A 23,123-nucleotide genomic window follows, 5' to 3' on the forward strand; every position below is an offset into this window, starting at 1 on the left:
CCCTGAAAGATAGTTACCTAATCAGGCAACTAAAGTTGTCTAATCGGTTAACTTTATCCACTAAGGAATTAAACAAGTAGCTATGCAAGCCTTGTAATTACTGAGTACTAGCAAAATGCTATCCACCGACCAATTTCAAATAACAGTCGTTTTTGACTAAAAACTAGTCGTTTTTGACTGTTTTGCCTAGTTTGGTCCAGCAAGCATCTTTGACCCACTCTGAAAAAGGCTGATCACTTCGAACGGCATCAATTTTTTCTATTAATTCGTTCTCAAACCGCATGTTCTTTTTTGTAGAGGTAGTTCGTTTATCTGACCTTGGAGAATTATTTTTATTTTCTTCTTGCATTGTGGTGCGCACCCATATTATATTCATACCAACTGGTGCGCACCATGTTACAACAAATTTATGAACTTACCTAACCTTAATACTGGAGCAAATACCTATGAATAACAGAACAAACGCCATCAATGATTACAGCAACACGATTTCTAATAATGTAACGAAAGCCTACGCAATTTCTGTAGTGCTGCAGGCAGCAATAGAGCAAAAGGATCCTCCTGGTCAAGAAATTTTATCGAACGCGACATGGGCGTTAATTGATTTATTAGGGGAAGCTGATCAAGCAAGTGAACGCATCTTAGAAATAGAGCACGGCCACAAGCGCGGCGAGAAACCTCAAACTACTGACGCGTCAACCACGCGTGAAAGTGGCGTGAAAGCCGCGTGAAGGTAGTAATAAACCTCAAGTCGAATTATCAGCTTTGAATTAAACCTAATGCTTATTGGAGCAGAAATATTATGAACACTAATACTTACTCAGTTAATCAGAACAGCCTACAAGATGCTTTTATCAACTTAAATCAAGTTTCAGCAATGCTCAGTATGCTTGCGCAGAACGGCGAAGGTGAAACAGGATTCAGTTCACATGATGATGCAATTCAGGTTATCTACAGTTGCCGCCAGATGATCAACGACACTAAGCTAAACCTAGAAAGTAACGCCGCAGCAAACACATCAGGTCACGCAGCTATGGACGAACTGCCAAGCTCGGGAATGTAGTTAAAACAAGCAAGTCACATACAGGGGCCGCATTCATGGCCCCTACTCTATCCCAAGTGAACAACAAACCGAACAACCAATCGAACAGCCGAAAGCCGCAATAACACTGGCCTGATTAGGTAGTGGCGAACAGCCGATCGAACAGCAAACCGAACAGCTAAAATCGTAATTAAAATCGAAAGCGCCTCAATCACTTCAAGGCCTAGGCTGCTAATGGAAATCGATACAAAAATCGCTAGATAAGTGACCGACAAACCGACCGGTGAAACAGTATAAAAAATTGAATGGCCCCAGAAATAGAAGCGCATAAAAAGTCACTATCAAACTTAAAGACAATCAGAAATTTCGCATTGATTAGAATTAATTTACCCCATCAACAAAAGTAAACATTCCACTACGTTTCACCAATTCTTAACCGGTGAGACTATGTGAATACATTAATTGCATTCATTAAGCTCATGAATTTGACAGAAACAAAATTCACTAAATCGGAAGTACTAGAAAACTCCTACGTATCAAGTGCTCAATTCAATAACTGGGTGATTAGAGGGTTAGTACCTCGATTAGAGCTTGGCTTTAAATTAGAGAGTTTAACCCGGGCTAAATACTCACTCTTAGTAATTGCCTATTGCCGAGTACTTGCTTATCACACGGGACCTCGTAAAGGCGAATACGTAAAGATATTAAAGCAAGTGTTTAAGCAAATAGCTCAGACTGGTGAGTTTAATCCAAATTTTGTAATAGCCATTGATGGCTTCGGAAGAGGTAAAGATTGCGGAGCATTTGAAAACTCTGAAATTGCAAAAAAGCTGTTCTCTCGTCAATGCGCGATCGTTCCAGTAGGTAAAATTTTAACTAACTATATTGAGGCTCTTTAATATGAGTAACCCCAGTGAATTAAACGCGTTTACAGGCGTGAACAAATTGTACATCGATGATGACATTGGTAAGGACGGTATCACCGCTAAAAAATTCAAGGACGAGTTAAACAAACAGCGTGGAGCCATCGAAATTCATATCAATTCTGCTGGCGGTGTCGTCACGGAGGGAATAGCAATATACAACTCCTTAAAAGCTTACACAGGCAAGAAGACCGTCATTATCGATTCTCTTGCCGCATCAATGGCCTCTGTAATAGCAATGGCCGGAGACGTCGTTCAAATGCCAAGCAATGGCTTAATGATGATCCATAACCCTTGGGGCGCATCTTCAGGCCAAGCCAAAGAACATCGCAAAACGGCTGACTTATTGGACGTAATGAAAGAGGCAATGCTAGCAGCTTACACGTTAAAAACCGGTTTGGATGAAATCCAGTTATCAGAATTGATGGACGATGAAACTTGGATGAATGGCGAAGACTGTTTGAAATTAGGCTTCATCGATACGCTTACTGATTCAGTCAACGAAAGCAAGATAACAGCGCAGTTTCACCAAGTTTGCATTGCCAGAACGCAAGAGATACAGCGCAGTGAACAAGCAATCAGCGCGGATGTAAGAGAAACAGCTGCCAAAATTTGTCACCACAGAAAGATGCCACAACCGGCCAACCTTTTAAAATCACAAAACGATAAACCTACTCATTATAGCGAGATCAAGCATGTCTAATATCGAAACACTTTATTCAAAAGAATTTAAAGGTAATGAAGCTAATTTCACCTTTAAGGCCAAATCTAAAAAACTTCACCTCATAGTTGAAGAACGCGAAAACGTATCTTCAATAAGTATTTCTCTTAAAGGTAAGAAAAGAGATGTTAGCGTGTTCCACATCCACTCTCAAAACAATACAGTTTGCGAAATTCCAACATTCAAAGATGAAACATACTGTGTGGTTTTCAACTCAGCAGGTCAATTAGGGCGAGACGCTAATGGTAAGCAGTTCGAGAGGTCATCGAACGCTACGATCTCAGCCATTTGGGAGGCGTAATAATGACTAATATTGTCTCCCTACAAGCCAAGGCACACCAGTTCTTAGCAGAGAAATATAAAGGCCAAACTGTTCAGCCCTTTGCCAGCCTAATCAACCCATTGTTGGCACAATCAGGTATTCAGTTGAATTACAACGAGCCTAAAGAAAGACGCGAAGCGCTCAAAGCATTTTTAAATCATATGGATTTTAAAACAATTCTTGTTGATACGTTGAACAACTTATTGATTGATAAATGGTCAGCGACAAGCGAAACATGGCGCATTTGGGTAAACAATTACGGATTAACCGACTTTAAACCGACTCAGGTAACAGCGGTCAGCGTTGTGCCAAAGCCCGAGATAGTCCCACCAGGAGCAGAATATCAATTCACTGAATTACATGGTGAACAGACAAGTGCAAAACTTGATACGTACGGAAATTTAATCAACATTGAACGCCAGACAATATTCAGTGACGACATATCGGCTATTAACTCATTTTTGGGCGGAGTGGCAGCAGCTTATGATCGCCAGATTGGCAACAAAGTGTATGAGTTCTTAATTGAAAACCCAGTTTCATTTAATGGTAAAGAGATTTTTCACGCAGACCACAACAACATTATTACAGCTACATCTGATTTCACAGCCAACCTAGGCGCAGCATTAGAGTTAATGTGCGGTCAGAAAGTCCACATCAGCGGAAACTCTCAAGAAGCGGTAAGGATCCAACCTAAGTACATAATTGTTCCACCAAGCAAGGCCATCACCGCCGCAAAGATAGTAGGTGAATATAACCAAGCAGTTATTGAACAACAAAAGCTTGTAGTGATTGTGGAAAGTAGACTCATTGGTTTCGATGGGTGGTTTGTTGCTTGTGATAACCCGTTCGCCAGCATCGCCCTATTCACGCTTAGAGAGCGCACCATACCGGAGATATTCACTAGCTCGTTGATCACCAACGATGGGCTCCAGGTAAAACACAGAATGGATTATGACGTTGCCCCCACCGATTACCGTGGGCTAGTAAGAGTCAGCTAAGTTTATGAGCTCACCTTACCAGCTGTGCTTTTCTTAAGTCAGCAAGGATTTGGTAGTCACTTGTCTGGCCCCGGTTGGAAGCGCACTGGTAAGCGTGGGTTTATTTTAATAAGTTTATGGGCTCACCCTACTGTTTGTTTAGGTGTATTTAGTCGATGACGGTTCTTGCCCCTCCTTCTTGAGCTGTCATCAATAACGTCTATCTATACATGTCGACTAAATAAATAATTTGTGTGAGCCCTCCCAATTCTAAAAAGATTTGAGAAAAGTTGATCATCATAGGCTTAACCTCTTAATGAGCTTATAAATTAACGGGTCCTTCTGAGCGTTGGCGGTACGGGTACGCAGCTGCGCAATAAACGCAGTGTGCGAGCATTTTCAAACTCAACTTTTTGTTTATTATGGATAGTCATCAAACTGGCCGCAAAAGCAGTACTGGCATACATTCTAGGCTGCTCACCACAGATGCTCAGAAGTAAAGTTCAGATCAGTGGGCCTTTACTTCTGATGGGTCGGCATTAATACAAAAAAAATCAATTAACCCTGAAGTACAAGAGTTCGTTGGATGGCTTTCAAGCTTTGTTATATCGAACCAAATACACAAGACAGAACTAAACTTGGCTTATTGTGAACATTGGGAAATGAGTAAAGAAGATGCGCCACTAAGCTTGCTTAAAGCAGCAGCTATACTTGGAAGAAAAACAGACCTAGGTAAATTGAAATTAGCTTAACTCTGGTACTAACAGTCAGGACTCTATAGTTATATTCACGCCTAAAGATTTACCATGATTACCGCCAGTTACATTCTTTATATACGCATAAACCTCTTTACCTTTCTGTATTTCCTCAGAAAGGCGAGAGGATATTTCAGTAGATATATATCCAATGTGATAGCGCTTACTTGAAATTAAACCATTTATGGTAACCCAAACTCCAATAGCGTCTGAATCATACTTGTTCAGTGGTTCGGGAATTAGTTCGAGTTCCATCTCTTCTTTACAAAACTTACCGATTATTTTTTGACGGTCTGTTCCATCCGGAGCTTTGTGCTTAACGCCTACTAGCTTTGTATGAAATATGCCCATATCCGTTGCCTGTTAAGTAATGTTCATTTTAAAACAAAGAATTTTGTTAGCAATGTGATATTCAATTGAATAAGCTTTAAAGAGCATCGCCTCCAAAATTATCCCAAGCCTTTGTAAAACCTTCAGCGCTAAAAAAGATGGTTAGATCATAAAACTCAAATTTTACGACTTTTTTCTTTTGAAACTCTCTTATTAGAAAATTGTCACCCGCTGCGCTTAAAGCTGATAAATATATGTTTGTTCCATTACACAGTTGCATGAACCTAACGTTCTGGCCATTAGCTTTTAAAGTTGATATGTCGTTAGTTTTATTAATATCGGAACAATCTATAGGAAGCCCTATATAAACTCTCTGTTTCGAGTCATTACCGAGGCCAATATAAGCGGAGTAAATATCAACCCAATCTTTATCATCTATATCTACTTTGAATCCGACTAGGCTTAATTTACCATCGGTATCATCAAAATTAAGATATTTCATAGCTTGATACGCTGGGTATTGATCTGCAGCACTAACTAAATCCGGATCTGTAAAGTCAAAAGTCATACCTGCATTACTTTGAAATGTTACAAATGCTAATAGCGCTAAAATATTTTTCACAGTCAAAACTCCCCTGTATAAAATGCATATCCCTTTATACGCCAATATTAACAACAGCTTAGACAAAACGTCCAGTATTAGGATAAAGTTATTAGTAAGACCGAACACGGCTATTCAGAAAATCTAAAGTTCCCGAAAGGTTCCCTTCATTCTAAAAATTATTTTTTGTTAGTGTTTACTATCGGCTGAGTGCCTTAAGAAGTGGTGCGTCCGAGATGACTCGAACATCCGACCCCTACCATGTCAAGGTAGTGCTCTAACCAACTGAGCTACGGACGCACTGTGTAGAGATTGCCTGAGGAATCCCTCGAAGCGGCGCGTATAATAACGATGCTATTGATTGACTGCAAGCGGTTTTTCATCGTAAATGATCATATGCTGAATTTATAGACAAATAAGATAACAGCGGTGCTATCAGCCTATGCTTTTCATCAATTCCAGATGCGTAGTGAATTAAAATGTTACACCAGCAAGTCGAAATTCCAACTTGTTTAAGGCGATAACCAGCCAGAAGATGTAACAGGTATATTACAACTTTGTTCAGCAATATCATCCCAGTTTCGGTAAGCTAGCTACATATTTTTGATTACGCTTTAACTTTGATTATGTTAGATATTTACGCAGGAAAGTCAGCCTTAGCGCTGATCGAAAAAGAAGGGTTTCAACAAAGTATTTTCAGTTCTTTTTTGGGCGCTAGCGGCGGTCCTAAGTGGTTCAGTTTATTTGGCTTAGATAAATACCTATTCGGTGAGTTCTTTGCTAATCGGACTGACCCTTTGAACCTAATCGGTTCATCGGCAGGTGCTTTTCGTGCAGCTTGCTTTGCACAAAAGGATCCCGTTGCCGCTATTACTCGTTTAGCAAAATATTACTCTGAAACGTCCTATGAAGATGATGTCACCCCGCTAGCGATCAGTAACAGTGCTCGTGCGCTGCTTGATAGAGTTTTCAATGAGCACGGTGCTCAAGAAATCATAGAGAACCCCATATTCAAAGCACATTTCTTAGTAGCTAAATCAAATGGATTGGTTGCCTCTGAGCGTAAGCCACTACAAATTGCTGGTCTGGTTAAAAGTTATGCTTTAAATAGAATGAATCGGCGTCTACTGACTAAACAGTATGAACGTTTTGTTTTCCAAAATGCTAACAGTACACTGAGTATTGAAGACGAAAGTGGTTTTCTGACTCATAAAGTGCCCTTAACTCAAGCCAACATTAAAGAATCATTATTAGCGTCTGGCTCAATCCCCATGGTGATGTTAGGTATTAGGAATATTCCCGGTGCCCCAAACGGTATGTACAGGGACGGCGGTATTATCGACTACCATTTCGATATATCACTAAAAAATTCCCCTAAGTTAACCTTATATCCGCATTTCAATGCTCAACCTAAAGCGGGTTGGTTCGATAAATCTCTTAAACGCAGGGTCAGCGCCCTAAATTATGATAAAACGGTGATGTTAGTGCCATCTAATGCATTTATCGCTTCTTTACCGTTTGGCAAGATCCCTGACAGAGAAGATTTCACCAAAATGCCGACCCAAGACCGTATCGAATACTGGCAACAGGTATTACGTCAAACAGAGGCACTGGCAGACAGTTTCAGTGAATTTACTAAACAACAGGATTTTTCACGTATCAAATTGATAAGCTAACTATTTGGTAAAATCGCGATCGACCCCGATCGCAGCCAGTATGATTAACATTTAAACGATTAAAACTAATCAAAAAAGTGGTATTAACTATTGCAAGTTATCAACATAGATGCTCTACAATTAAAACTGTGCGTTTTACAACCAACTTGAAAATTGTTAGTCATATCAAGCGATTAACGCATAATATCAAAGAACTCAACAAGGTTATCCACAGATTCAGTGGATAACACCGGTATAATTCACAGTTAATGTGAATAACAGACCACAAATTTGTGAATAAGCAACAAATAAAATGATCGACTGTTTGGCCATGCGATCAGCAAACGAACGATCAATGCCGAATATATAGCCATGGTCCAACCAGAAGTCACCTGTCACTGACTTTTATGCTCTTGACGATATCCAATGCAATAATAATCAATTAGAAATACTTGCGTTGTTCGCCAAAGGCCGCAAAATAGACGCCATTATCAGTTGTAAATGGACTCTTCATGCCTAAACAGACGTTAGCCCTTCACCCAGCACGTTTTTGTATCCACAGCTTAGATCACGACTCCCCCATACCCAGTGAAGTTCTCCAGTCCCCTATCTTCTTTATCAGTAAAACTGAAGATGAGTTAAGCGTAGTGGTGCCGGATGAGGTAAAAGTGCAAAGTGAAGCCAGTGACGCTAATTGGCGAGCGTTAGAGGTGTTAGGCCCGCTTAGTTTGTCTATGGTAGGGATAATGGCACAGTTAGGCTCGGTATTCGCTAAAGTGAATGTGAGCATTTTTGTGGTATCAACCTTCGATACGGATTACTTCTTGATAAAACACAATGATTTAAAAGCCGCCGTTGATGCTTTGCGCGCCGATGGCTACAAAGTCACAGAGTAAGGCGTTGTTTAAATCCATCGTTGCACCATCGCCCCCAAAAACGTTTAAAAAAGCCTTGCCGGTACAATCCCCTTTGTCAGGTAAGATATCGCCGATTGTAAATGCTCCCAACGCGCTTTTTAGTCAAGGGATGCACGGTGACGGAGTGGCGATAGAGCCTTCTGGTTATCAACTGTTTGCACCTTACACTGGTATTGTGACCGCTTTACCTGAAACCGCTCATTGCATAACCTTAGTTGCTAACAATGGCCTGCGTTTATATATTCAATTGGGTATGAACAGCCACACCATGATGGGTGAAGGCTTCAAACGTATCGCTAAGGTGGGACAACAATATGCAGCTGGTGATGTATTGTTAGAATTTGATTTGATTAAAATGCGCAGACGACTTGATAGCACTCTGTCAGCATTTACAGTGCAAAACCCGCAAAAACTATCAGCTATTCAAGGCCATTACTATCAGGCCATAGCAACACAAGATGTTGCTATGACCTTATACATTTAATCTAATGTTAAACCGAGTACACTTTACTTACGGGTAAAGCGCGAATGCGCTTACCAGAAGCCTGATAAATCGCATTGGTTACCGAAGCGGCCACAGGCGGCACGCCAGGCTCACCCACGCCACCTGGCGCGGCGTCTGACTGAATAATGTGGGTCACAATTTTTGGACTCTGGTGCATACGAAGTACAGTATAATCATGGTAATTAGACTGCTCAATTGCGCCTTCTTTTATCGTAACTTCCCCCATTAAGGCAATTGATAAACCAAATATCATTGCCCCTTCTTGCTGTGATTTTACTCGGTCAGGGTTAATCACCCTCCCCGCATCAATAACAGAATGCATTTCAAGCACGGAGACTTTGTCGTTTGCTACTTTCACTTTAGTGGCCACCGCCACATAAGATACAAAGCTACGATGAACACTTATTCCCCAGCCTTCATTGTCGGCTGTAGGGTTATTCGCCCCCGACTTCGCCATCAGTTCGTTTAACACATTCTTCAAGCGCTTCGTTTCGATAGGAAAATTATCGTAAGACTCACCATAATTCTCATATTCAAACCCTTGGGTTTTCGGATCAACTATTCGATCATCCCCGATGAGGTTTAGCCACATCTGATGCGGGCTAATCGAAGATTTTGCCGCTAGTTCATCCACAAACGAGCCAATCGCAAAGCCGTGTTGAATATTACTCACTGAACGTATCCAACCAATACGCACATGGGCCGGCGCTTTATGAGTTTCACAAGACAAGTTTTCGATAGCAAAAGGAAGATCACCAAAACCAAGGGATAATTCCCCCGTTTGCGGCTCGTCAGTGGTGCCGGTAAATGTCCAACTAATACTTGGAAACGCAGTACGTTGAACCCAACTAGTGACTTTACCGGCCTCATCTAGCCCAGCTTGGAAATGTTGGGCACTGATCGCATGATAATAGCCATGGCGAATATCATCTTCACGGCTCCACACCACTTTTACTGGCTTACCGGTTTTCTGCGCCAATACCGCTGCTTCTACTGAAAAATCAGGTTTAGATTTACGTCCAAAGCCTCCGCCCAACAAAGTAACGTTCACTTTCACCTTACTCTTATCAATCCCTAGGGCACCGGCAACATTCTGCTGGGTGGATTGCGGCGTTTGGGTACATGCCCACACTTCACAGTGGCCATCTTTAAACACTGCGGTGGCCGCAGGTGGCTCCATGGGGGCATGCACCAAATAAGGCACAGTGTAAGTTGCTTCAAGTTTCGTTTCTGCCGTATCAAATGCTTGATACGCATCACCCACACTTCGAATTGACTTGCCCTTGGTGACTATGCGCTTCTCAAGTTCAGCTAAATAAGCATCTGAATCGTGACTTTGGTTATCGCCTAAATCCCAGGTGACATTCATCGCCTTGCGACCTTGTAGTGCTGACCAAGTATTACTGGCCAATACCGCAACGCCATTCAAATTCTTAAACAATACTGGAAAACTTTGCTCGGGCATTTCAATCACGTCAACCACATTTGCCACGCCGCGCGACGCTTCTTTATCGAATGTTTTTACCGTCCCACCGACAACTGGGCAACGCTCAATGCTCGCGTAAAGCATGCCGTCCAATTGCACATCCTGACCAAACACCGTGTCTCCGGTCAGTACTTTAGGTAAGTCAACTGATGTCACTGGCTTGCCAATCAATGTAAAGTCTTTTGGCGATTTGAACGTTAAATCTTTTATCTCTGGAACGCTTTGCTGGCTTGCCATCTGTGCTAACTCACCAAAGCTCAACGACTTGCCTGAGCTTTTATGCACTACAGCACCGTTTTCGGCGAAAACGTCACTAACAGGAATGCCCCATGTCTGAGCTGCAGCATTTTCAAGCATGGTTCTGGCGGTCGCGCCCATTTCGCGCATCGTGGTATAAAAGCGGCGAATTGAGCGAGAGCCATCGGTGTTTTGGCTGCCGTATGCTTCGTCACCGAGTCCTTGCACCACATTCACTTTTGACCAATCAGCGCATAACTCATCAGCGACTATCTGTGGAATCCCCGTGCGCACACCTTGTCCCATTTCGCTACGATGACAAACGATGTTGACGGTGCCGTCATTATCAATGCTGACAAACAAGTTCAACGTATTTGCAGTATTTTCAACATTTGATGAAGCCCAAGCGGGCGTTATGCTAGGCAGCAGCGTGCCCAAAACCAGAGCACCGCCAGCAACACTGGTATAGCGTAAGAAGTCTCGGCGACTGACTGATTTTATGTCATTACGAGCGCTCATGCCTGACCTCCAACTTCTTTAGCTAAAGTGTAATCGAAAGCAGTTTGCTTATTTTTAGCAGCGGTTTTAATGGCGGCTTTAATGCGTGGGTACGTACCACAGCGGCAAATATTTCCCTGCATATAGGTATCGATCGTTTCATCATCTGGATTTGGGTGTTCCTCTAACAACGCCACAGCACTCATGATTTGCCCCGACTGACAATACCCACATTGAGGTACATTGTGCTCAAGCCAAGCTTGTTGAACCGGGTGTTCGCCGGTCGCTGACAAGCCTTCAATTGTGCTAATGTCTTTATCAGCGATAGCAGATAATGGCATGACGCATGACCGTATAGGTTGACCATCAAGGTGTACCGTACATGCACCGCACTGGGCCATGCCACAGCCAAATTTGGTGCCCGTCATGCCTAACACGTCACGCAACGCCCATAATAAAGGCATATTTGGGTCGGCGTCGATTTCTACTGGTTTAGTGTTTAGGTTAAAACGAATCATTTAATGCTCCATTTAGGTGATTATCTTTTGCTAATGAGCGCTGTTGTTCGCTAGCGTTTCTTGCCAGTGAGCAAGGTCAATTTGTGTATCTATGTCATGCTGTGCATCAGCCATGTCTATTGCCAACACATCATATTGGTGTTGCTGCAGTATTTTACGTGCCCCAGCGTCGGCGTTTAATGCCATTAGTTGCGCGAAGTAACGGCGAGGAAAAACAACCGGCGCACCCAGTACACCCTTATATCTAGCGGCAATGATCTTTTCGGGCGAAGCAATACAATGATGCAACATTGTGGCTATATGCTCACGCGTTAAAGCGACCTGATCAGCTAAAGTCACCAATAAATGGGATGACTCGCGGTTTACTTTTTGCACGCCAAACGCCAGTGTCGCTCCCATTCCTTTTTGCCAATGATTAAATATATGGGATGTTGCATAAGCAGGTACCACTGAAACAATATCTGCGGCGTTAGCCCCTAAAACGACATTCAATTCAGTCAACTTTTCAAGCAAAGTCCCGTTGGATGTCAGATTATCAAGGGTATGATGCAACATGGGCTTGCCATTCACATCAGCCAATTGCTTGATGCCATTAAAGCGCTTACTTTGCCCAGCGGCCAACATGAGCGCCGCTATTGAAGGCGCTTTACCATGAGTTTCGTTCATTGAGGAAGCGTTTATTAAGGAAGCGTTCATTGAGGAAGAATACCGCTGATCGATAACCCATTTTGCTGCTCAATAAAGGCGTGGGCCTCAGATAGCATAGATAAAGCAATGGATTCAGGTAGCTCTCCGCCTAGGCGTAAGCCAACCGGATTAGCCAAGGGTTTAACGAGCTGTTCGCGGGTGGTGGGGATCAAATCAAGCACCCTATCAGTCCGATGAATCGGACCAAGCATACCCACATACTTTGCACTGCTTTTCTGCACTAGTGCTAACGATTGGGCATCTAATTTAATATTGTGGGTCATAATGATGGCCATATCGATTTGCTGTAACCATCGACTTTGCTCAAGCGACTCAATGGCCTCGCGCACCACGTTGACACTGTTATCGAAATGGCCGTTTCTTGCGTAACTGGTGCGTGGGTCGACCAAGGTGACTTGCCATCCAAGTTGCGTCGCTATAGCCACCACTGGGCGAGCGTCTACACCGCCACCAAATACGGCTAAATGAGGCGCGGGTTTGAGGTATTGTTTGAAAACCCCCTGCTGCGTTTCAGTCTTCCGGTCGGTGTCAGCCTTTTTTAAAGCCCCTTCAATTGACTTTGCTTGTTCTGGCGCAGCTTCCTCTGGCGTAACTTGCTTTGACGTGAGTTGCTTTGACGTGAGTTGCTTTGACGTGAGTTGCTCTAACGTATTAAGCGGGGCTTGCTCGTTAATGACTTGGCAATATTCAGCAGTTTGATTGTTTTCTAATAGTGCGTACAACGAATCAAGCTGCAAATACTGATTCGCCTCATCCACTGGTTGCAACAATATGCGCACCATACCACCACAGCCAATGCCCAGTTTCCACGCCAGGTCTTCTTCTTCTCGCATATCATATTCGACGATACGATTGCGCCCAGAATCCCAACAACGACGCGCTTGTAACATAATATCGGATTCTAAACAGCCGCCACTTAGCAAGCCAAAATATTGCCCTAAATCGTTGATCATCATCATCGCACCGGCTTTTCGATAGGAAGAGCCGTCAGTTTCTATGATGGTGGCTAACACCCACTTTTGCGTATCTTTATTGCTAAGCCACAGCTTTAACAATTGATTTAATCTATTTGCCACTTAACTACTCGTTGTCAGTTGATTTATTTGATGTCGATTTAACCGATGATTGCTCGGGTACGGTATGAGGATGCACAAACTCCACTCGCTCGTTGCGTAAGTCGATCACTAGCGTTTCAGAAATTTTGTCTTGGATTGCTTGGCGGTTAGGATCCCAGTAAATTTGTAAAAATCCCAAGAGCCCTGTCGCGATCCCTGCGCCATAACCACCATAGCGGCCAAAGCTTTCCCATAAATTCAAACTACTACCATCCAGCTTAATGACCTGAATACCCAGCACACGTTTACCTGGCGTTTGACCGTGCCACCAAGCAGTGAAAATACTAAAATAAAAGGCCGCCCAGCCAAACCCAAGGCCAAGATCGGCAGCTATTCCTTGTACCCAAGCTAAAAGACTCGGTGGCGATGAGCCCTGTGCACGTGGGCCCTCTATTTCGCTCAAGGTGTCAAAAAAAGATTGGGCGTTTTCTTTTTGTTCAGCGCTTTGGCCAGCTTTTTTACTTTCATCGTTAGTATCAAGGTTATCAGGGAGAGCCTCACCTTCAGTACGTGCTTTAACGGCGTTTTCAAAGTCAATATTGTTCACCTCACTTTGATCAATTTCGCTTTGTTTTGTATCGCTTTGCGAAAGGTCGCTTTTGCTATACATGCGCTCATACGTTTGTGTCATGGCAACCTCTAGCTGGCTTTTTTGCTGAGGAGATAAATCGTCACTGACTGCATCGCGATACCCACTAAATAGATTTTCAGCAACCTTTTTATCTATGGGCATAGTCGCTAAATCCGTCGCGAGTTTTTCACCTACAGTCGTCCAGCAAACTAACGGCTCAATGCACTTACCGTATTCGATGTCTTTAGCCACGCTTTTGGTTTCAAATAGATATTTCGCGGTTAATCCTATCAAAGCTAAATTTTCGACCTTGTCCAACTCTACATCGCCGAGTACATCGTCTTCGGTTAATTCTGAGCGTATTTTTTTATTTTCGTCTGGGGTTTCTATTACTTCCTGCACGAACTCAATACTTTGTGCAGCAATTAAAAACAGTAATATGGCCGTGACAAATCGCAGCGAAATTCGCGCGACATTAAAGCGTTTTTTCTTCTTTAAGCGATTTCCCGCACGAAAAAAGGTCACAGCGGCAATAAGTGCCAGCAAAATGTTACTTGCCTGACTTAATAAGCCAATAAGTGCGGCATCTATCAGCAGTGCAAACGCGCGTTTGATAGGGCGCGCTAGGGGCGTACCGAAAAGGGACTTAGAAACATGAAACGCATAGGGCGTGACCATATTGCGTGTTTCTTTTTGGGTTAAATGAGCGGGATTTACGGGCGCGTCTTGTGTAGCTGATTGTGTTGGTTCGCTCACGCGCCCACCTTTTTTATTTCTTGTGTAGCGCTTTTATTGCCTCCCCTAAGCCGTCGATCGTCAAGGGATACATGCGCTGTTCCATAATGTCCTGCATGATACCGATAGAGGCATAGTAATTCCAATATTGTTGAGGCTGCGGATTTAACCAAATACCATGTTTGAAATGCTCCAAAATACGTTGCATCCAAAGGGCACCAGGCTCTTCGTTCCAGTGCTCTACACTGCCACCAGGATAGGTAATTTCGTAAGGGCCCATGGTGGCATCACCGACGAAAATCACTTTGTAGTCAGCGCCATATTTGTGAATAACATCAAACACTGACATGGTTTCCTTGCCCCGGCGTTTGTTGTCTTTCCACACGCCCTCGTACACGCAGTTATGAAAATAGAAATACTCTAAATACTTAAATTCCGTGTGCGCCGCCGAGAATAACTCTTCACACTCTTTAATGTGGGCGTCCATTGAGCCCCCCACGTCAAAAAACATCAACACCTTGATGGCATTGCGCCGGATAGGCATCATTTGAATATCAAGCAAGCCTGCGTTTTTAGCTGTGCCCTCTATGGTGTGAGGCATATCTAGCTCTTCGCTGGTGCCACTTCTGGCAAATTTACGTAGCTTACGCAAGGCAACCTTTATGTTCCTAGTGCCCAGTTCAACATTGCCTGCTAAGTCTTTGAACTCACGCTTATCCCAAACCTTGGCTGCCGAAAAATTACGATTTTTGTCTTGCCCTATCCGCACACCTTCAGGATTGTAGCCATTTGCCCCAAAAGGTGATGTGCCACCAGTGCCAATCCATTTATTGCCACCTTGATGGCGTTTCTCTTGTTCAGCAAGGCGTTCTTTTAGGGTTTTCATCAACTCGTCTAAGCCACCAAGGGCTTTGATTTTAGCCTTTTCTTCTTCACTAAAATGACGCTCAATTTCTTTACGTAACCATTCTTCTGGAATGTCTTTGCCGAATAAGTCGATTTGCTGCACACCTTCAAAGTAATCTGCGAAGGCTTTATCGAATTTGTCATATTGGCTTTCATCTTTGACTAAACACAAGCGGGCCAAATAATAAAATGCTTCAATATCGGCAAACACCACGCCAGCTTGTAAAGCACGCAATAAGTCCATGAGTTCACTTAAGCTGGTTTTGAGCTTGTACTCTCTTAGCTTAAAAAAGAAATCAACCAACATTAGCGGCGCGCCATAAATACCAGTTTTTCAAAAAGATGAATATCTTGCTCATTTTTAAGCAATGCACCGTAAAGAGGAGGGATGAACTTTTTGCTGTCTTTGTCTTTTAGGGCCTCAGGAGAAATATCTTCTGCCACGAGTAGTTTCAACCAATCGATCAACTCAGAGGTAGATGGCTTTTTCTTTAAACCCGGAATATCACGTAAGTTAAAAAATGACTCTAGCGCTTGGCTCAGCAGGTCTTTTTTGATGTCAGGGAAGTGAACATCCACCATGCGGCGCATTTCTTCTTGATCTGGAAACTGAATGTAATGAAAGAAACAACGACGCAAAAATGCATCAGGCAGTTCTTTTTCATTATTAGAGGTAATGATCACGATCGGGCGTTGCGCCGCTTTTATCGTTTCGCGTGTCTCGTAAACAAAGAACTCCATCTTATCCAGTTCTTGCAGTAAATCGTTGGGAAACTCGATATCGGCTTTATCAATCTCATCAATCAGTAGTACGGGTCGGTTGGTGTTTTCAAAGGCGTGCCACAGCTTGCCTTTAACGATGTAATTTTTAATGTCGTGTACTTTGTCATCACCGAGTTGAGAATCACGCAATCGGGACACGGCATCATATTCGTATAATCCCTGTTGTGCTTTAGTGGTCGACTTGATATGCCATTGAATCAACTCAGTGCCTAAACTTGCCGCGAGCTCCTCTGCTAGCATGGTTTTGCCTGTTCCTGGTTCTCCCTTAATCAATAATGGGCGCTCTAATGTGATCGCCGCATTCACTGCCAGTTTTAGCTCATCGCTAGCAATATAGTTACTCGTTCCATTAAAAGACATCAATACCTCGGTTTATTCGTTGGGTTAATTGACCACTGCTTTTAGAAGCAGTAAAGCCATAGATACATTATTTATTAGGGGAATTACGCCCGATTTGAACTGCCTACAAAGACGAGTGTCATTACTTACGCAACTTTATTTATGCAATAGTTAAGCGTGAGCGCAGGTCAATTACCAATGAATAATGCTTAGAGTTAACTATTTCCATAAGATATAGCTAAAAAGCACTTTGAATTTGGTCACTTCGCCTTAATCTAAGTAACTTGGCCCTAGGTGTTAGCAAAACCTAAGGCGCGACACAGTTTAAAATTCTCAGACAGAAAGTGCCATTAACGAATAAGTATAAACTTATGTCAGCTTAACGACAGACGTAACAAATTAGGCACTACCCAGACCCCAGAAAGGAAAATTTATGCAAGTTTATGACGACAATTCCCTCGCTATCGGTAAAACCCCGCTGGTTAAATTAAACCGTGTTACTGGTGGTAACGTCTATGCAAAAATCGAATCCCGCAATCCGAGCTTCAGCGTAAAATGTCGCATTGGCGCCAACATGATTTGGGACGCTGAAAAACGCGGAATATTAACCAAAGACAAAGAATTGATTGAAGCAACCAGTGGTAATACTGGGATCGCATTGGCATTTGTAGCGGCTGCTCGTGGCTACAAAATTACCTTAACCATGCCAAGCTCTATGAGCCTTGAACGTCGTAAGTTGCTAAAAGCACTGGGGGCGAATCTCGTACTAACCGAAGCTGCTAAAGGCATGAAAGGTGCAATTGCTGCTACTGAAGAGCTTATTGCGTCAGCGCCGGGCAAGTATGTACCGTTACAACAGTTTGAAAACCCAGCGAACCCCGAAATTCATGAAAAAACCACAGGCCCAGAGATTTGGAACGACACTGACGGAAAAATCGATATCTTCGTAGCAGGTGTTGGCACAGGCGGTACCATTACGGGTGTAAGCCGTTACCTTAAAAATACCCAAGGTAAAGCCATTACCTCTGTTGCGGTTGAGCCAACTGATTCTCCCGTTATCACCCAAGCGAAAGCTGGTGAGCCATTAACTCCAGGCCCGCATAAAATTCAAGGCATTGGCGCGGGTTTTATTCCTGGCAACCTTGACTTGGATATTATCGACGCCGTTGAGCAGGTAACCAACGAAGAAAGTATGGAGATGGCGCATCGATTGATGAAAGAGGAAGGTATTTTAGTGGGGATTTCCTCAGGCGCCGCAGTCGCAGCGGCCAAACGCTGGGCAGAAAAACCAGAAAACGCCGACAAAGTTATCGTTGTATTACTCGCAAGCGCCGCTGAGCGTTACTTGAGTAGCCCACTTTTCGCGGGCGAATTTGGTGATACCGAAGAAGTACAATAGGCTCAAGCTATACTGCGTAAACTCAGCGCTTAGAAGAAAGTAAAAGGGAGGCATTTTTGCCTCCCTTTTACTTTCTAGATATCGCAGGTACACTCAACATTGTTATTTTCAACATGTAGAACATTTATGCATTTATCACGTTCATTCTCTTTCATCGCCCTGCTACTCAGCTTTTTTGCACTTAGCGCCTGTGACGACACCACTAAAACGGGGGCTGGTAAATACGGCATGATGGACACCAATATACCCGAATACGCTGCAGTGCAGTTTTTCAGCCATATCTATGAGGATGACAATATAGATGGCGCGCTTGATTTTGCTAGCCCTAAACTGGCTCGATTAATGAAGTCTTATCGTATTAATCGCAACGTTCAGCGCCACGTACTCAATATGGCATACGACAAAGTTGAAATTAAGCCCAACGCAACCAATGCAGGGCGCAACGAGTTTGCAAAAGAAGCCAGCGTAGCCTTGTTCTTTGAAGGCACACTTAATGGTGAGATTGTTAAAGATTTGCGCACGGTAAAACTTGTTCGCATCAAAAAAGCATGGAAGGTAGACGAAGTCAGTGTCGAATGATGTGCATGTGCTTGCACCGATTCTCCTGCTTTGCTTACTGCTGAGCCATTTAATCGGTAAGTGACTTCTATCATCGACAATTTACTCAGATGTATAAAATATGCTTGAGTCTATTTCGTTGCAGCAAGGGCGTAAACTTGTATTGCACGCCCAAGGCCTGCCAAGTAAAAGCCGCTCTGGCGATCCGCTAACCCATTCTTTACATGCCCTAGAAGCCCTGGGGTATGTACAAATTGATACCATTAGCGCTGTTGTGCGCGCCCACCATCATACGTTATGGAATCGAAATCCCCGTTACCATTGTGACCATCTAACACAACTGATTGCCAACAAGCAGGCATTCGAGTATTGGTCCCATGCGGCTGCGTACCTTCCTATGAAAGATTACCGCTACAGCTTGCTGCGCAAAAATGCGCTGGCAAACGGTACGCTTGATCATTGGTATCCCAGAAATCCTAAATTAATGGCTCAAGTGCTCAGGCGCATTCACGCTGAAGGGCCTTTGATGGCTAAAGATTTCGAGAGTCCAAGTACGGCGTTCAAATCAAAGCCAAAAGACTGGGAGAGCAAACCTGCCAAACAAGCGTTAGAGTACTTGTTTATGCAAGGGGATTTGATGATAAAAGAGCGGGTTAATTTTCATAAAGTATATGAGTTAACCGAACGGGTTTTACCCAGCGATGTGGATGTACATCCCCCCAGCGAACAAGACTATTGGCGTTTTTTGATAACCCGATTTTTACGCGCAAACGGGCTAGGACAAGCGAGCGAAATAGCCTATTTGCGCAAGCATACCAAGACGGGAATAAAACAAACTATAAATACCATGTTAGAAGCGGGCGAACTCATTGAGCTTGATGTAGCAGGTCTCCGCTATTATGCGTTGCACAGCCAGCTAGACGCCCTTAATACCCCTATAAAACGCAGTCAGCTGCACATCTTGTCGCCGTTTGATAATTTGCTTATTCAACGTAAGCGTATGCAAACCCTGTTTACATTCGACTACTTATTAGAATGCTATGTACCTGCCCACAAGAGGCAGTTTGGTTATTTTTCTCTACCTATTTTATGGGACACCAGGCTCGTTGCCAGAATGGATTGTAAAGTCGATCGAAAAGGCAAGGTCTTGCACATTCATCATTTAGTGCTTGAAGCGAGTTTACGTAAGCTCGATGCGTTTCATCAGGCGCTGAATAAAAGCTTGAGAGCATTTATGGCATTTAATCACTGCCAAACCTATCTCTTGCATAAGACTACCCATTTATCCTAACCTTGCATTGACCGCCCAGTAGATAATGAGCACAAAATGAAAACTAACTTTAGAAAAAACATTCGATTTGTAGTGCTAAAAGAATTGGCGCGAGCATTAGACGCACGGCGTAAAGGCAACTATTTACAGGAATTCGCCCATCTGGAACATGCTCATGTGCTGGGTCAGAATTCAACGTATTGGCATACTAAAGTTCATTGTTTGATGTTTGCTTGGGCAAAACGCCAAGCAGATAAAAAAGAATGTATTGGGCAGTTATTGCGCATCGCAGGTGCCGTGGGTAAAACGGCAGTGGGCGCCCTGCCCCAAGGCAACACTGGGGGGAGTAATATCAGCCCTTTTAAATCACTTCCATTACAGGAACGTCACGCAAGAGCAATCGCGCGTGCCCAGGCGCCTCGTTAACGACACGCTAGTTCACTGATAATGACATTATTGCTTGCGATGAGATTTCTCTAACTGGTTATGCTCAATAAATTTAAAAATATCACGCCAACTTAAGATCCCGATGGGCTTGTTATTTATATTGACGATAGGTAAGCAAGAAATTGAGTATCGATTGAAGGCTTTAATCGCCTCCAGCAAGCCACTTTTTGGAGATAAACAAACAGGGTCGCGAGTCATGATCTGATGAGCAGGCTTTTTCAAATAAGCTAAGTCTTTACTTGTCTCTGATGCCGTACCGACAGCAGGGCTGATGGCTTTAAGTAAATCGCGATCTGAAATAATGCCAACTAACTGGCCATTGTCTACTACCAACAAATGATGAAATCGATGATGTTCAAAAAGTACCCTTACGTGAGCTAACGTATCGTCCATATTGATACTCACCACTTCTACTGACATTAACTTGTCTACTTGCATGCTCCGGGTTCCCTATTTATGAGTATTGGCATTCTTTGTAACGGGTGATAGTCATCATAAGCCTCACACTGTCGGTGTAAGCCACTGCTTGAGCGGAAAGTTTTCATTATTTGCCAAGATGATCATCGCTATTTAGGATACGCCAATTAAAATGGGCTTGACAATATTTGCGCTGTCGTCCCCTAATTTGCTAGACATGTGAAACAAGATAGGGCTAGAGCCGTTCTGGTTTTATTGAAGTACTGCGAAGAATTATTTAATGCGACAGCAAACGAATTAGTCAAAGACGTCGACCTACCATGACTTGCTTAGCGCTTGTGAGTAAGATGTCGCACTTGTGCCGAACGAAAATGCCTATTTACTTAAACCCCAGTTGAGAGTCCTTGATGTTACGACTACCCTACGCTTTGCCCCACTCCCTTGGGCCAATCATAATTTGTGTCATCGCGACCATGCTTTTTATCGCTGAGCCTTCCAGTAGCACCTGGTTAGCATTCGACCGTGAGTCCATAAACCAAGGTCAATGGTGGCGGGCACTAACGGGTAACTTTTTACACACCAATTTTAATCACCTCCTGCTCAATCTGGCGGCCGTGGTTTTGCTCTGGTCACTCCACGGTCAGTATTATCACACCGCTCATTACTTGCTAATGTTGGGGTTGTTTTCGCTCGGCGTCAGTGCGGGGATTTATTATTTTGAACCAGAAATGCAATGGTATGTCGGGCTATCAGGCATTTTACACGGTGTTTTTGTGTGGGGCGCCTATCAGGATATCAAGTACGGCGTCACTAGCGGCTGGATCTTAATGGTCGGAGTATGGGCAAAAATAGCAAACGAACAAATCGCAGGCCCAAGTGGGAGCATCGCCGAGCTTATTGATGCAAACGTAGCCATTGATGCACATTTATTTGGGGCTTTTTGTGGTCTCTTAGTCATTATTTGTTCACTTATCAAACAGCAAAAAAACGGCTAAGCTTGTGGTTTCATTCGCAGTGCCCATTAAAGTATTGCACTAGGAAATAGCATAAGGAACGTACATGAGCCAAGCGATAAACCTAACGGGACATTGCCTATGCAAGGCAATAAAAATAGCAGTAAGTGATGTCAAACCTCATATGGAAGCCTGTCACTGTTCGTCATGTCGTGCTTGGGGCGGCGGCCCGCTGTTGGGCATTGATTGCGGCACACACGTCACGCTAACCTCTGAGGATGACGTTAGCGTGTTTGACTCATCCGAATGGGCACAACGCGGGTTTTGCCGCCACTGCGGTAGCCACCTTTTTTACCGCTTAAAAGAAAACCAACAATACATCATGCCAGTGGGCTTATTCGACATACCAGAGGGAGTCAAAGTTGAGTTTCATTGCCAAATTTTCAGTGATGAAAAGCCCAACTATTACGACTTTGCGAATCAAACTAAAATGATGACGGGTGAAGAAGTGTTTGCCGCGTTTGCACCGAAAGAGTAGCTGTTTTATGGCCTAAAAAATACCGCTAAGCTGTGAGTCGAGCTTGGTGCTTATTTTTCGATAAAAAGCCCACTGAACATATGTTCAACGGGCTTTCTCACAACTGAATTTATAAGCGGGTTACTTGTCAGCGCGGCTGACAAATTTATGCTCGCTGGTGCTAATCTTAATGCGCTCACCACTTGAGATATACTCAGGCACTTGCACCGTTAAGCCTGTGCTTAGCGTAGCAGGCTTGGTCCGAGCACTGGCTGAGGCACCTTTAATGGAAGGGTCAGTCTCGGTGATCACCAACTCTACATTGGGTGGAAGCTCTATGCCCACAGCAGAGCCGTTCACTATCATCACTTGCAACCCTGTAGTGTCTTCGGCAATGAATAATAACTCTTCTTCAATGGTTTCTTTATTGATGTTGTAAGGCGTGTAATCTTCCGAATTTATGAACACGTACTCATCGCCATCAATATAAGAGAAAGTCACCGGTTGGCGCACAAAATCAGCGGTTTTGATCATTTCATCGGCTTTAAAGCTCTCGTCTGCTTTTGCGCCAGTGGTTACTTCGTACAAACGCATACGGTAAAGGCTCGCGCCGGCGCGGCCGCTTGGGGTTAATTTATTGATATCTTTAACCACATAGACTTTGTCGTTATGTTCAATGGCGGCGTTCTTTTTTACTTCACTGGCTTTTGGCATGTTTTTTCTCTGACGTTTAGTTCTGCTAATGGGCTCTGATAATCGGTTTTACTGTTCGACACAGGCAAACCATCAAATAAATTTGGCATCGAAATTACCAGAAAGCCCGTGTAAGGCAAGCAGATTATCAGTCTGCCTAAAAGTAAAAAGCCCAGACAGTCGTGCTGGGCTTTGAGATAACCACTCTAGGTAAAGGCGTAAGCT

27 protein-coding genes and 1 tRNA gene are annotated in these 23,123 nt (G+C 43.5%); 15 read left to right on the top strand and 13 right to left on the bottom strand.

Annotation, left to right across the window (positions count from 1 at the left end):
* Positions 1-163: 163 nt before the first annotated feature.
* Positions 164-349: a DUF3950 domain-containing protein gene (locus AC0VYA_RS12670; RefSeq protein ID WP_475488486.1), complete on the bottom strand. Its 186-nt coding sequence runs from the start codon at positions 347-349 to the stop codon at positions 164-166.
* Between the two features lie 97 nt (positions 350-446).
* Between AC0VYA_RS12670 and AC0VYA_RS12675 the strand changes: the two genes are divergently transcribed.
* From AC0VYA_RS12675 to AC0VYA_RS12700, 6 genes are all read left to right on the top strand, one after another.
* Entirely contained in the window at positions 447-731 is a 285-nt protein-coding gene (locus tag AC0VYA_RS12675) for a hypothetical protein (protein ID WP_475488487.1), read from the top strand.
* Between the two features lie 71 nt (positions 732-802).
* Complete coding sequence (locus tag AC0VYA_RS12680; RefSeq protein WP_475488488.1) at positions 803-1,063, top strand: hypothetical protein; 261 nt, start codon at positions 803-805, stop codon at positions 1,061-1,063.
* A 428-nt stretch (positions 1,064-1,491) separates the two neighbouring features.
* A complete protein-coding gene (locus AC0VYA_RS12685; RefSeq protein ID WP_475488489.1) occupies positions 1,492-1,941 on the top strand; it encodes a hypothetical protein in 450 nt (149 codons plus the stop codon).
* Between the two features lies 1 nt (position 1,942).
* On the top strand, positions 1,943-2,668 hold the full coding sequence (locus AC0VYA_RS12690) for a head maturation protease, ClpP-related (protein ID WP_475488490.1): 726 nt from the start codon (positions 1,943-1,945) through the stop codon (positions 2,666-2,668).
* On the top strand, positions 2,661-2,987 hold the full coding sequence (locus tag AC0VYA_RS12695) for a hypothetical protein (protein ID WP_475488491.1): 327 nt from the start codon (positions 2,661-2,663) through the stop codon (positions 2,985-2,987). Before AC0VYA_RS12690 ends, AC0VYA_RS12695 begins: the two co-directional genes overlap by 8 nt.
* A 2-nt stretch (positions 2,988-2,989) precedes the next feature.
* Positions 2,990-4,006 carry a phage major capsid protein gene (locus AC0VYA_RS12700; RefSeq protein WP_475488492.1) on the top strand — a complete coding sequence of 339 codons (1,017 nt, stop codon included), beginning with the start codon at positions 2,990-2,992 and terminating at the stop codon, positions 4,004-4,006.
* Positions 4,007-4,752: 746 nt separating this feature from the next.
* Here the strand turns inward: AC0VYA_RS12700 and AC0VYA_RS12705 are convergent.
* The 3 genes from AC0VYA_RS12705 to AC0VYA_RS12715 form a co-directional block, all read right to left on the bottom strand.
* Positions 4,753-5,091 (bottom strand): HIRAN domain-containing protein, encoded by a 339-nt coding sequence (locus AC0VYA_RS12705; RefSeq protein ID WP_475488493.1) that lies wholly within the window; start codon positions 5,089-5,091, stop codon positions 4,753-4,755.
* Between the two features lie 76 nt (positions 5,092-5,167).
* Entirely contained in the window at positions 5,168-5,692 is a 525-nt protein-coding gene (locus AC0VYA_RS12710) for a hypothetical protein (RefSeq protein ID WP_475488494.1), read from the bottom strand.
* A gap of 202 nt (positions 5,693-5,894) precedes the next feature.
* Positions 5,895-5,971, bottom strand: a tRNA-Val gene (locus AC0VYA_RS12715).
* 326 nt (positions 5,972-6,297) lie between these two features.
* Between AC0VYA_RS12715 and AC0VYA_RS12720 the strand changes: the two genes are divergently transcribed.
* The 3 genes from AC0VYA_RS12720 (at position 6,298) to AC0VYA_RS12730 (ending at position 8,727) form a co-directional block, all read left to right on the top strand.
* The gene (locus AC0VYA_RS12720; RefSeq protein ID WP_011575290.1) at positions 6,298-7,347 is read left to right on the top strand and encodes a patatin-like phospholipase family protein; all 1,050 of its coding nucleotides are present in this window, start codon (positions 6,298-6,300) and stop codon (positions 7,345-7,347) included.
* Positions 7,348-7,838: 491 nt separating this feature from the next.
* Entirely contained in the window at positions 7,839-8,222 is a 384-nt protein-coding gene (locus AC0VYA_RS12725) for an ACT domain-containing protein (RefSeq protein ID WP_473481142.1), read from the top strand.
* Entirely contained in the window at positions 8,200-8,727 is a 528-nt protein-coding gene (locus AC0VYA_RS12730; RefSeq protein ID WP_475488495.1) for a PTS sugar transporter subunit IIA, read from the top strand. Before AC0VYA_RS12725 ends, AC0VYA_RS12730 begins: the two co-directional genes overlap by 23 nt.
* A gap of 7 nt (positions 8,728-8,734) precedes the next feature.
* On the opposite strand, the gene AC0VYA_RS12735 is transcribed toward AC0VYA_RS12730, so the two are convergent.
* The 7 genes from AC0VYA_RS12735 to AC0VYA_RS12765 are packed head-to-tail and all read right to left on the bottom strand — an operon-like array spanning position 8,735 to position 16,665.
* Positions 8,735-10,990 (bottom strand): molybdopterin cofactor-binding domain-containing protein, encoded by a 2,256-nt coding sequence (locus AC0VYA_RS12735; RefSeq protein ID WP_475488496.1) that lies wholly within the window; start codon positions 10,988-10,990, stop codon positions 8,735-8,737.
* Positions 10,987-11,487, bottom strand: coding sequence for a (2Fe-2S)-binding protein (locus AC0VYA_RS12740; RefSeq protein WP_011575294.1), 501 nt, complete (start codon positions 11,485-11,487; stop codon positions 10,987-10,989). Before AC0VYA_RS12740 ends, AC0VYA_RS12735 begins: the two co-directional genes overlap by 4 nt.
* Before the next feature lie 30 nt (positions 11,488-11,517).
* Positions 11,518-12,153 (bottom strand): nucleotidyltransferase family protein, encoded by a 636-nt coding sequence (locus AC0VYA_RS12745; RefSeq protein WP_475488497.1) that lies wholly within the window; start codon positions 12,151-12,153, stop codon positions 11,518-11,520.
* Between the two features lie 26 nt (positions 12,154-12,179).
* Positions 12,180-13,271 (bottom strand): XdhC family protein, encoded by a 1,092-nt coding sequence (locus AC0VYA_RS12750; RefSeq protein ID WP_475488498.1) that lies wholly within the window; start codon positions 13,269-13,271, stop codon positions 12,180-12,182.
* A 4-nt stretch (positions 13,272-13,275) separates the two neighbouring features.
* Positions 13,276-14,637: an RDD family protein gene (locus AC0VYA_RS12755; protein WP_475488499.1), complete on the bottom strand. Its 1,362-nt coding sequence runs from the start codon at positions 14,635-14,637 to the stop codon at positions 13,276-13,278.
* Between the two features lie 13 nt (positions 14,638-14,650).
* Positions 14,651-15,829, bottom strand: a complete 1,179-nt coding sequence (locus tag AC0VYA_RS12760) for a vWA domain-containing protein (protein ID WP_475488500.1) — start codon at positions 15,827-15,829, stop codon at positions 14,651-14,653.
* Positions 15,829-16,665: an AAA family ATPase gene (locus AC0VYA_RS12765; protein ID WP_475488501.1), complete on the bottom strand. Its 837-nt coding sequence runs from the start codon at positions 16,663-16,665 to the stop codon at positions 15,829-15,831. The genes AC0VYA_RS12760 and AC0VYA_RS12765 overlap by 1 nt, the downstream gene beginning before the upstream one ends.
* A gap of 412 nt (positions 16,666-17,077) precedes the next feature.
* On the opposite strand from AC0VYA_RS12765, the gene cysK reads away from it, so the two are divergent.
* From cysK to AC0VYA_RS12785, 4 genes are all read left to right on the top strand, one after another.
* Positions 17,078-18,043 (top strand): cysteine synthase A, encoded by a 966-nt coding sequence (gene cysK, locus AC0VYA_RS12770; RefSeq protein ID WP_475488502.1) that lies wholly within the window; start codon positions 17,078-17,080, stop codon positions 18,041-18,043.
* Positions 18,044-18,169: 126 nt separating this feature from the next.
* Positions 18,170-18,622 carry a hypothetical protein gene (locus AC0VYA_RS12775; RefSeq protein ID WP_475488503.1) on the top strand — a complete coding sequence of 151 codons (453 nt, stop codon included), beginning with the start codon at positions 18,170-18,172 and terminating at the stop codon, positions 18,620-18,622.
* Between the two features lie 100 nt (positions 18,623-18,722).
* The gene (locus AC0VYA_RS12780; protein WP_475488504.1) at positions 18,723-19,892 is read left to right on the top strand and encodes a winged helix-turn-helix domain-containing protein; all 1,170 of its coding nucleotides are present in this window, start codon (positions 18,723-18,725) and stop codon (positions 19,890-19,892) included.
* Between the two features lie 36 nt (positions 19,893-19,928).
* Entirely contained in the window at positions 19,929-20,297 is a 369-nt protein-coding gene (locus AC0VYA_RS12785; RefSeq protein ID WP_475488505.1) for a DUF3703 domain-containing protein, read from the top strand.
* A gap of 27 nt (positions 20,298-20,324) precedes the next feature.
* Here the strand turns inward: AC0VYA_RS12785 and AC0VYA_RS12790 are convergent, their stop codons facing one another.
* Positions 20,325-20,756, bottom strand: a complete 432-nt coding sequence (locus AC0VYA_RS12790; protein WP_475488506.1) for a CBS domain-containing protein — start codon at positions 20,754-20,756, stop codon at positions 20,325-20,327.
* 386 nt (positions 20,757-21,142) lie between these two features.
* On the opposite strand from AC0VYA_RS12790, the gene rrtA reads away from it, so the two are divergent.
* Positions 21,143-21,730 carry a rhombosortase gene (rrtA, locus tag AC0VYA_RS12795; RefSeq protein ID WP_475488507.1) on the top strand — a complete coding sequence of 196 codons (588 nt, stop codon included), beginning with the start codon at positions 21,143-21,145 and terminating at the stop codon, positions 21,728-21,730.
* Between the two features lie 64 nt (positions 21,731-21,794).
* The gene (locus AC0VYA_RS12800; protein ID WP_011575305.1) at positions 21,795-22,226 is read left to right on the top strand and encodes a GFA family protein; all 432 of its coding nucleotides are present in this window, start codon (positions 21,795-21,797) and stop codon (positions 22,224-22,226) included.
* A gap of 120 nt (positions 22,227-22,346) precedes the next feature.
* Here the strand turns inward: AC0VYA_RS12800 and efpL are convergent, their stop codons facing one another.
* Positions 22,347-22,919 (bottom strand): elongation factor P-like protein EfpL, encoded by a 573-nt coding sequence (efpL, locus tag AC0VYA_RS12805; protein ID WP_475488508.1) that lies wholly within the window; start codon positions 22,917-22,919, stop codon positions 22,347-22,349.
* Between the last annotated feature and the right edge of the window lie 204 nt (positions 22,920-23,123).

Source organism: Paraglaciecola sp. QJM3NY_14 (assembly GCF_056173245.1).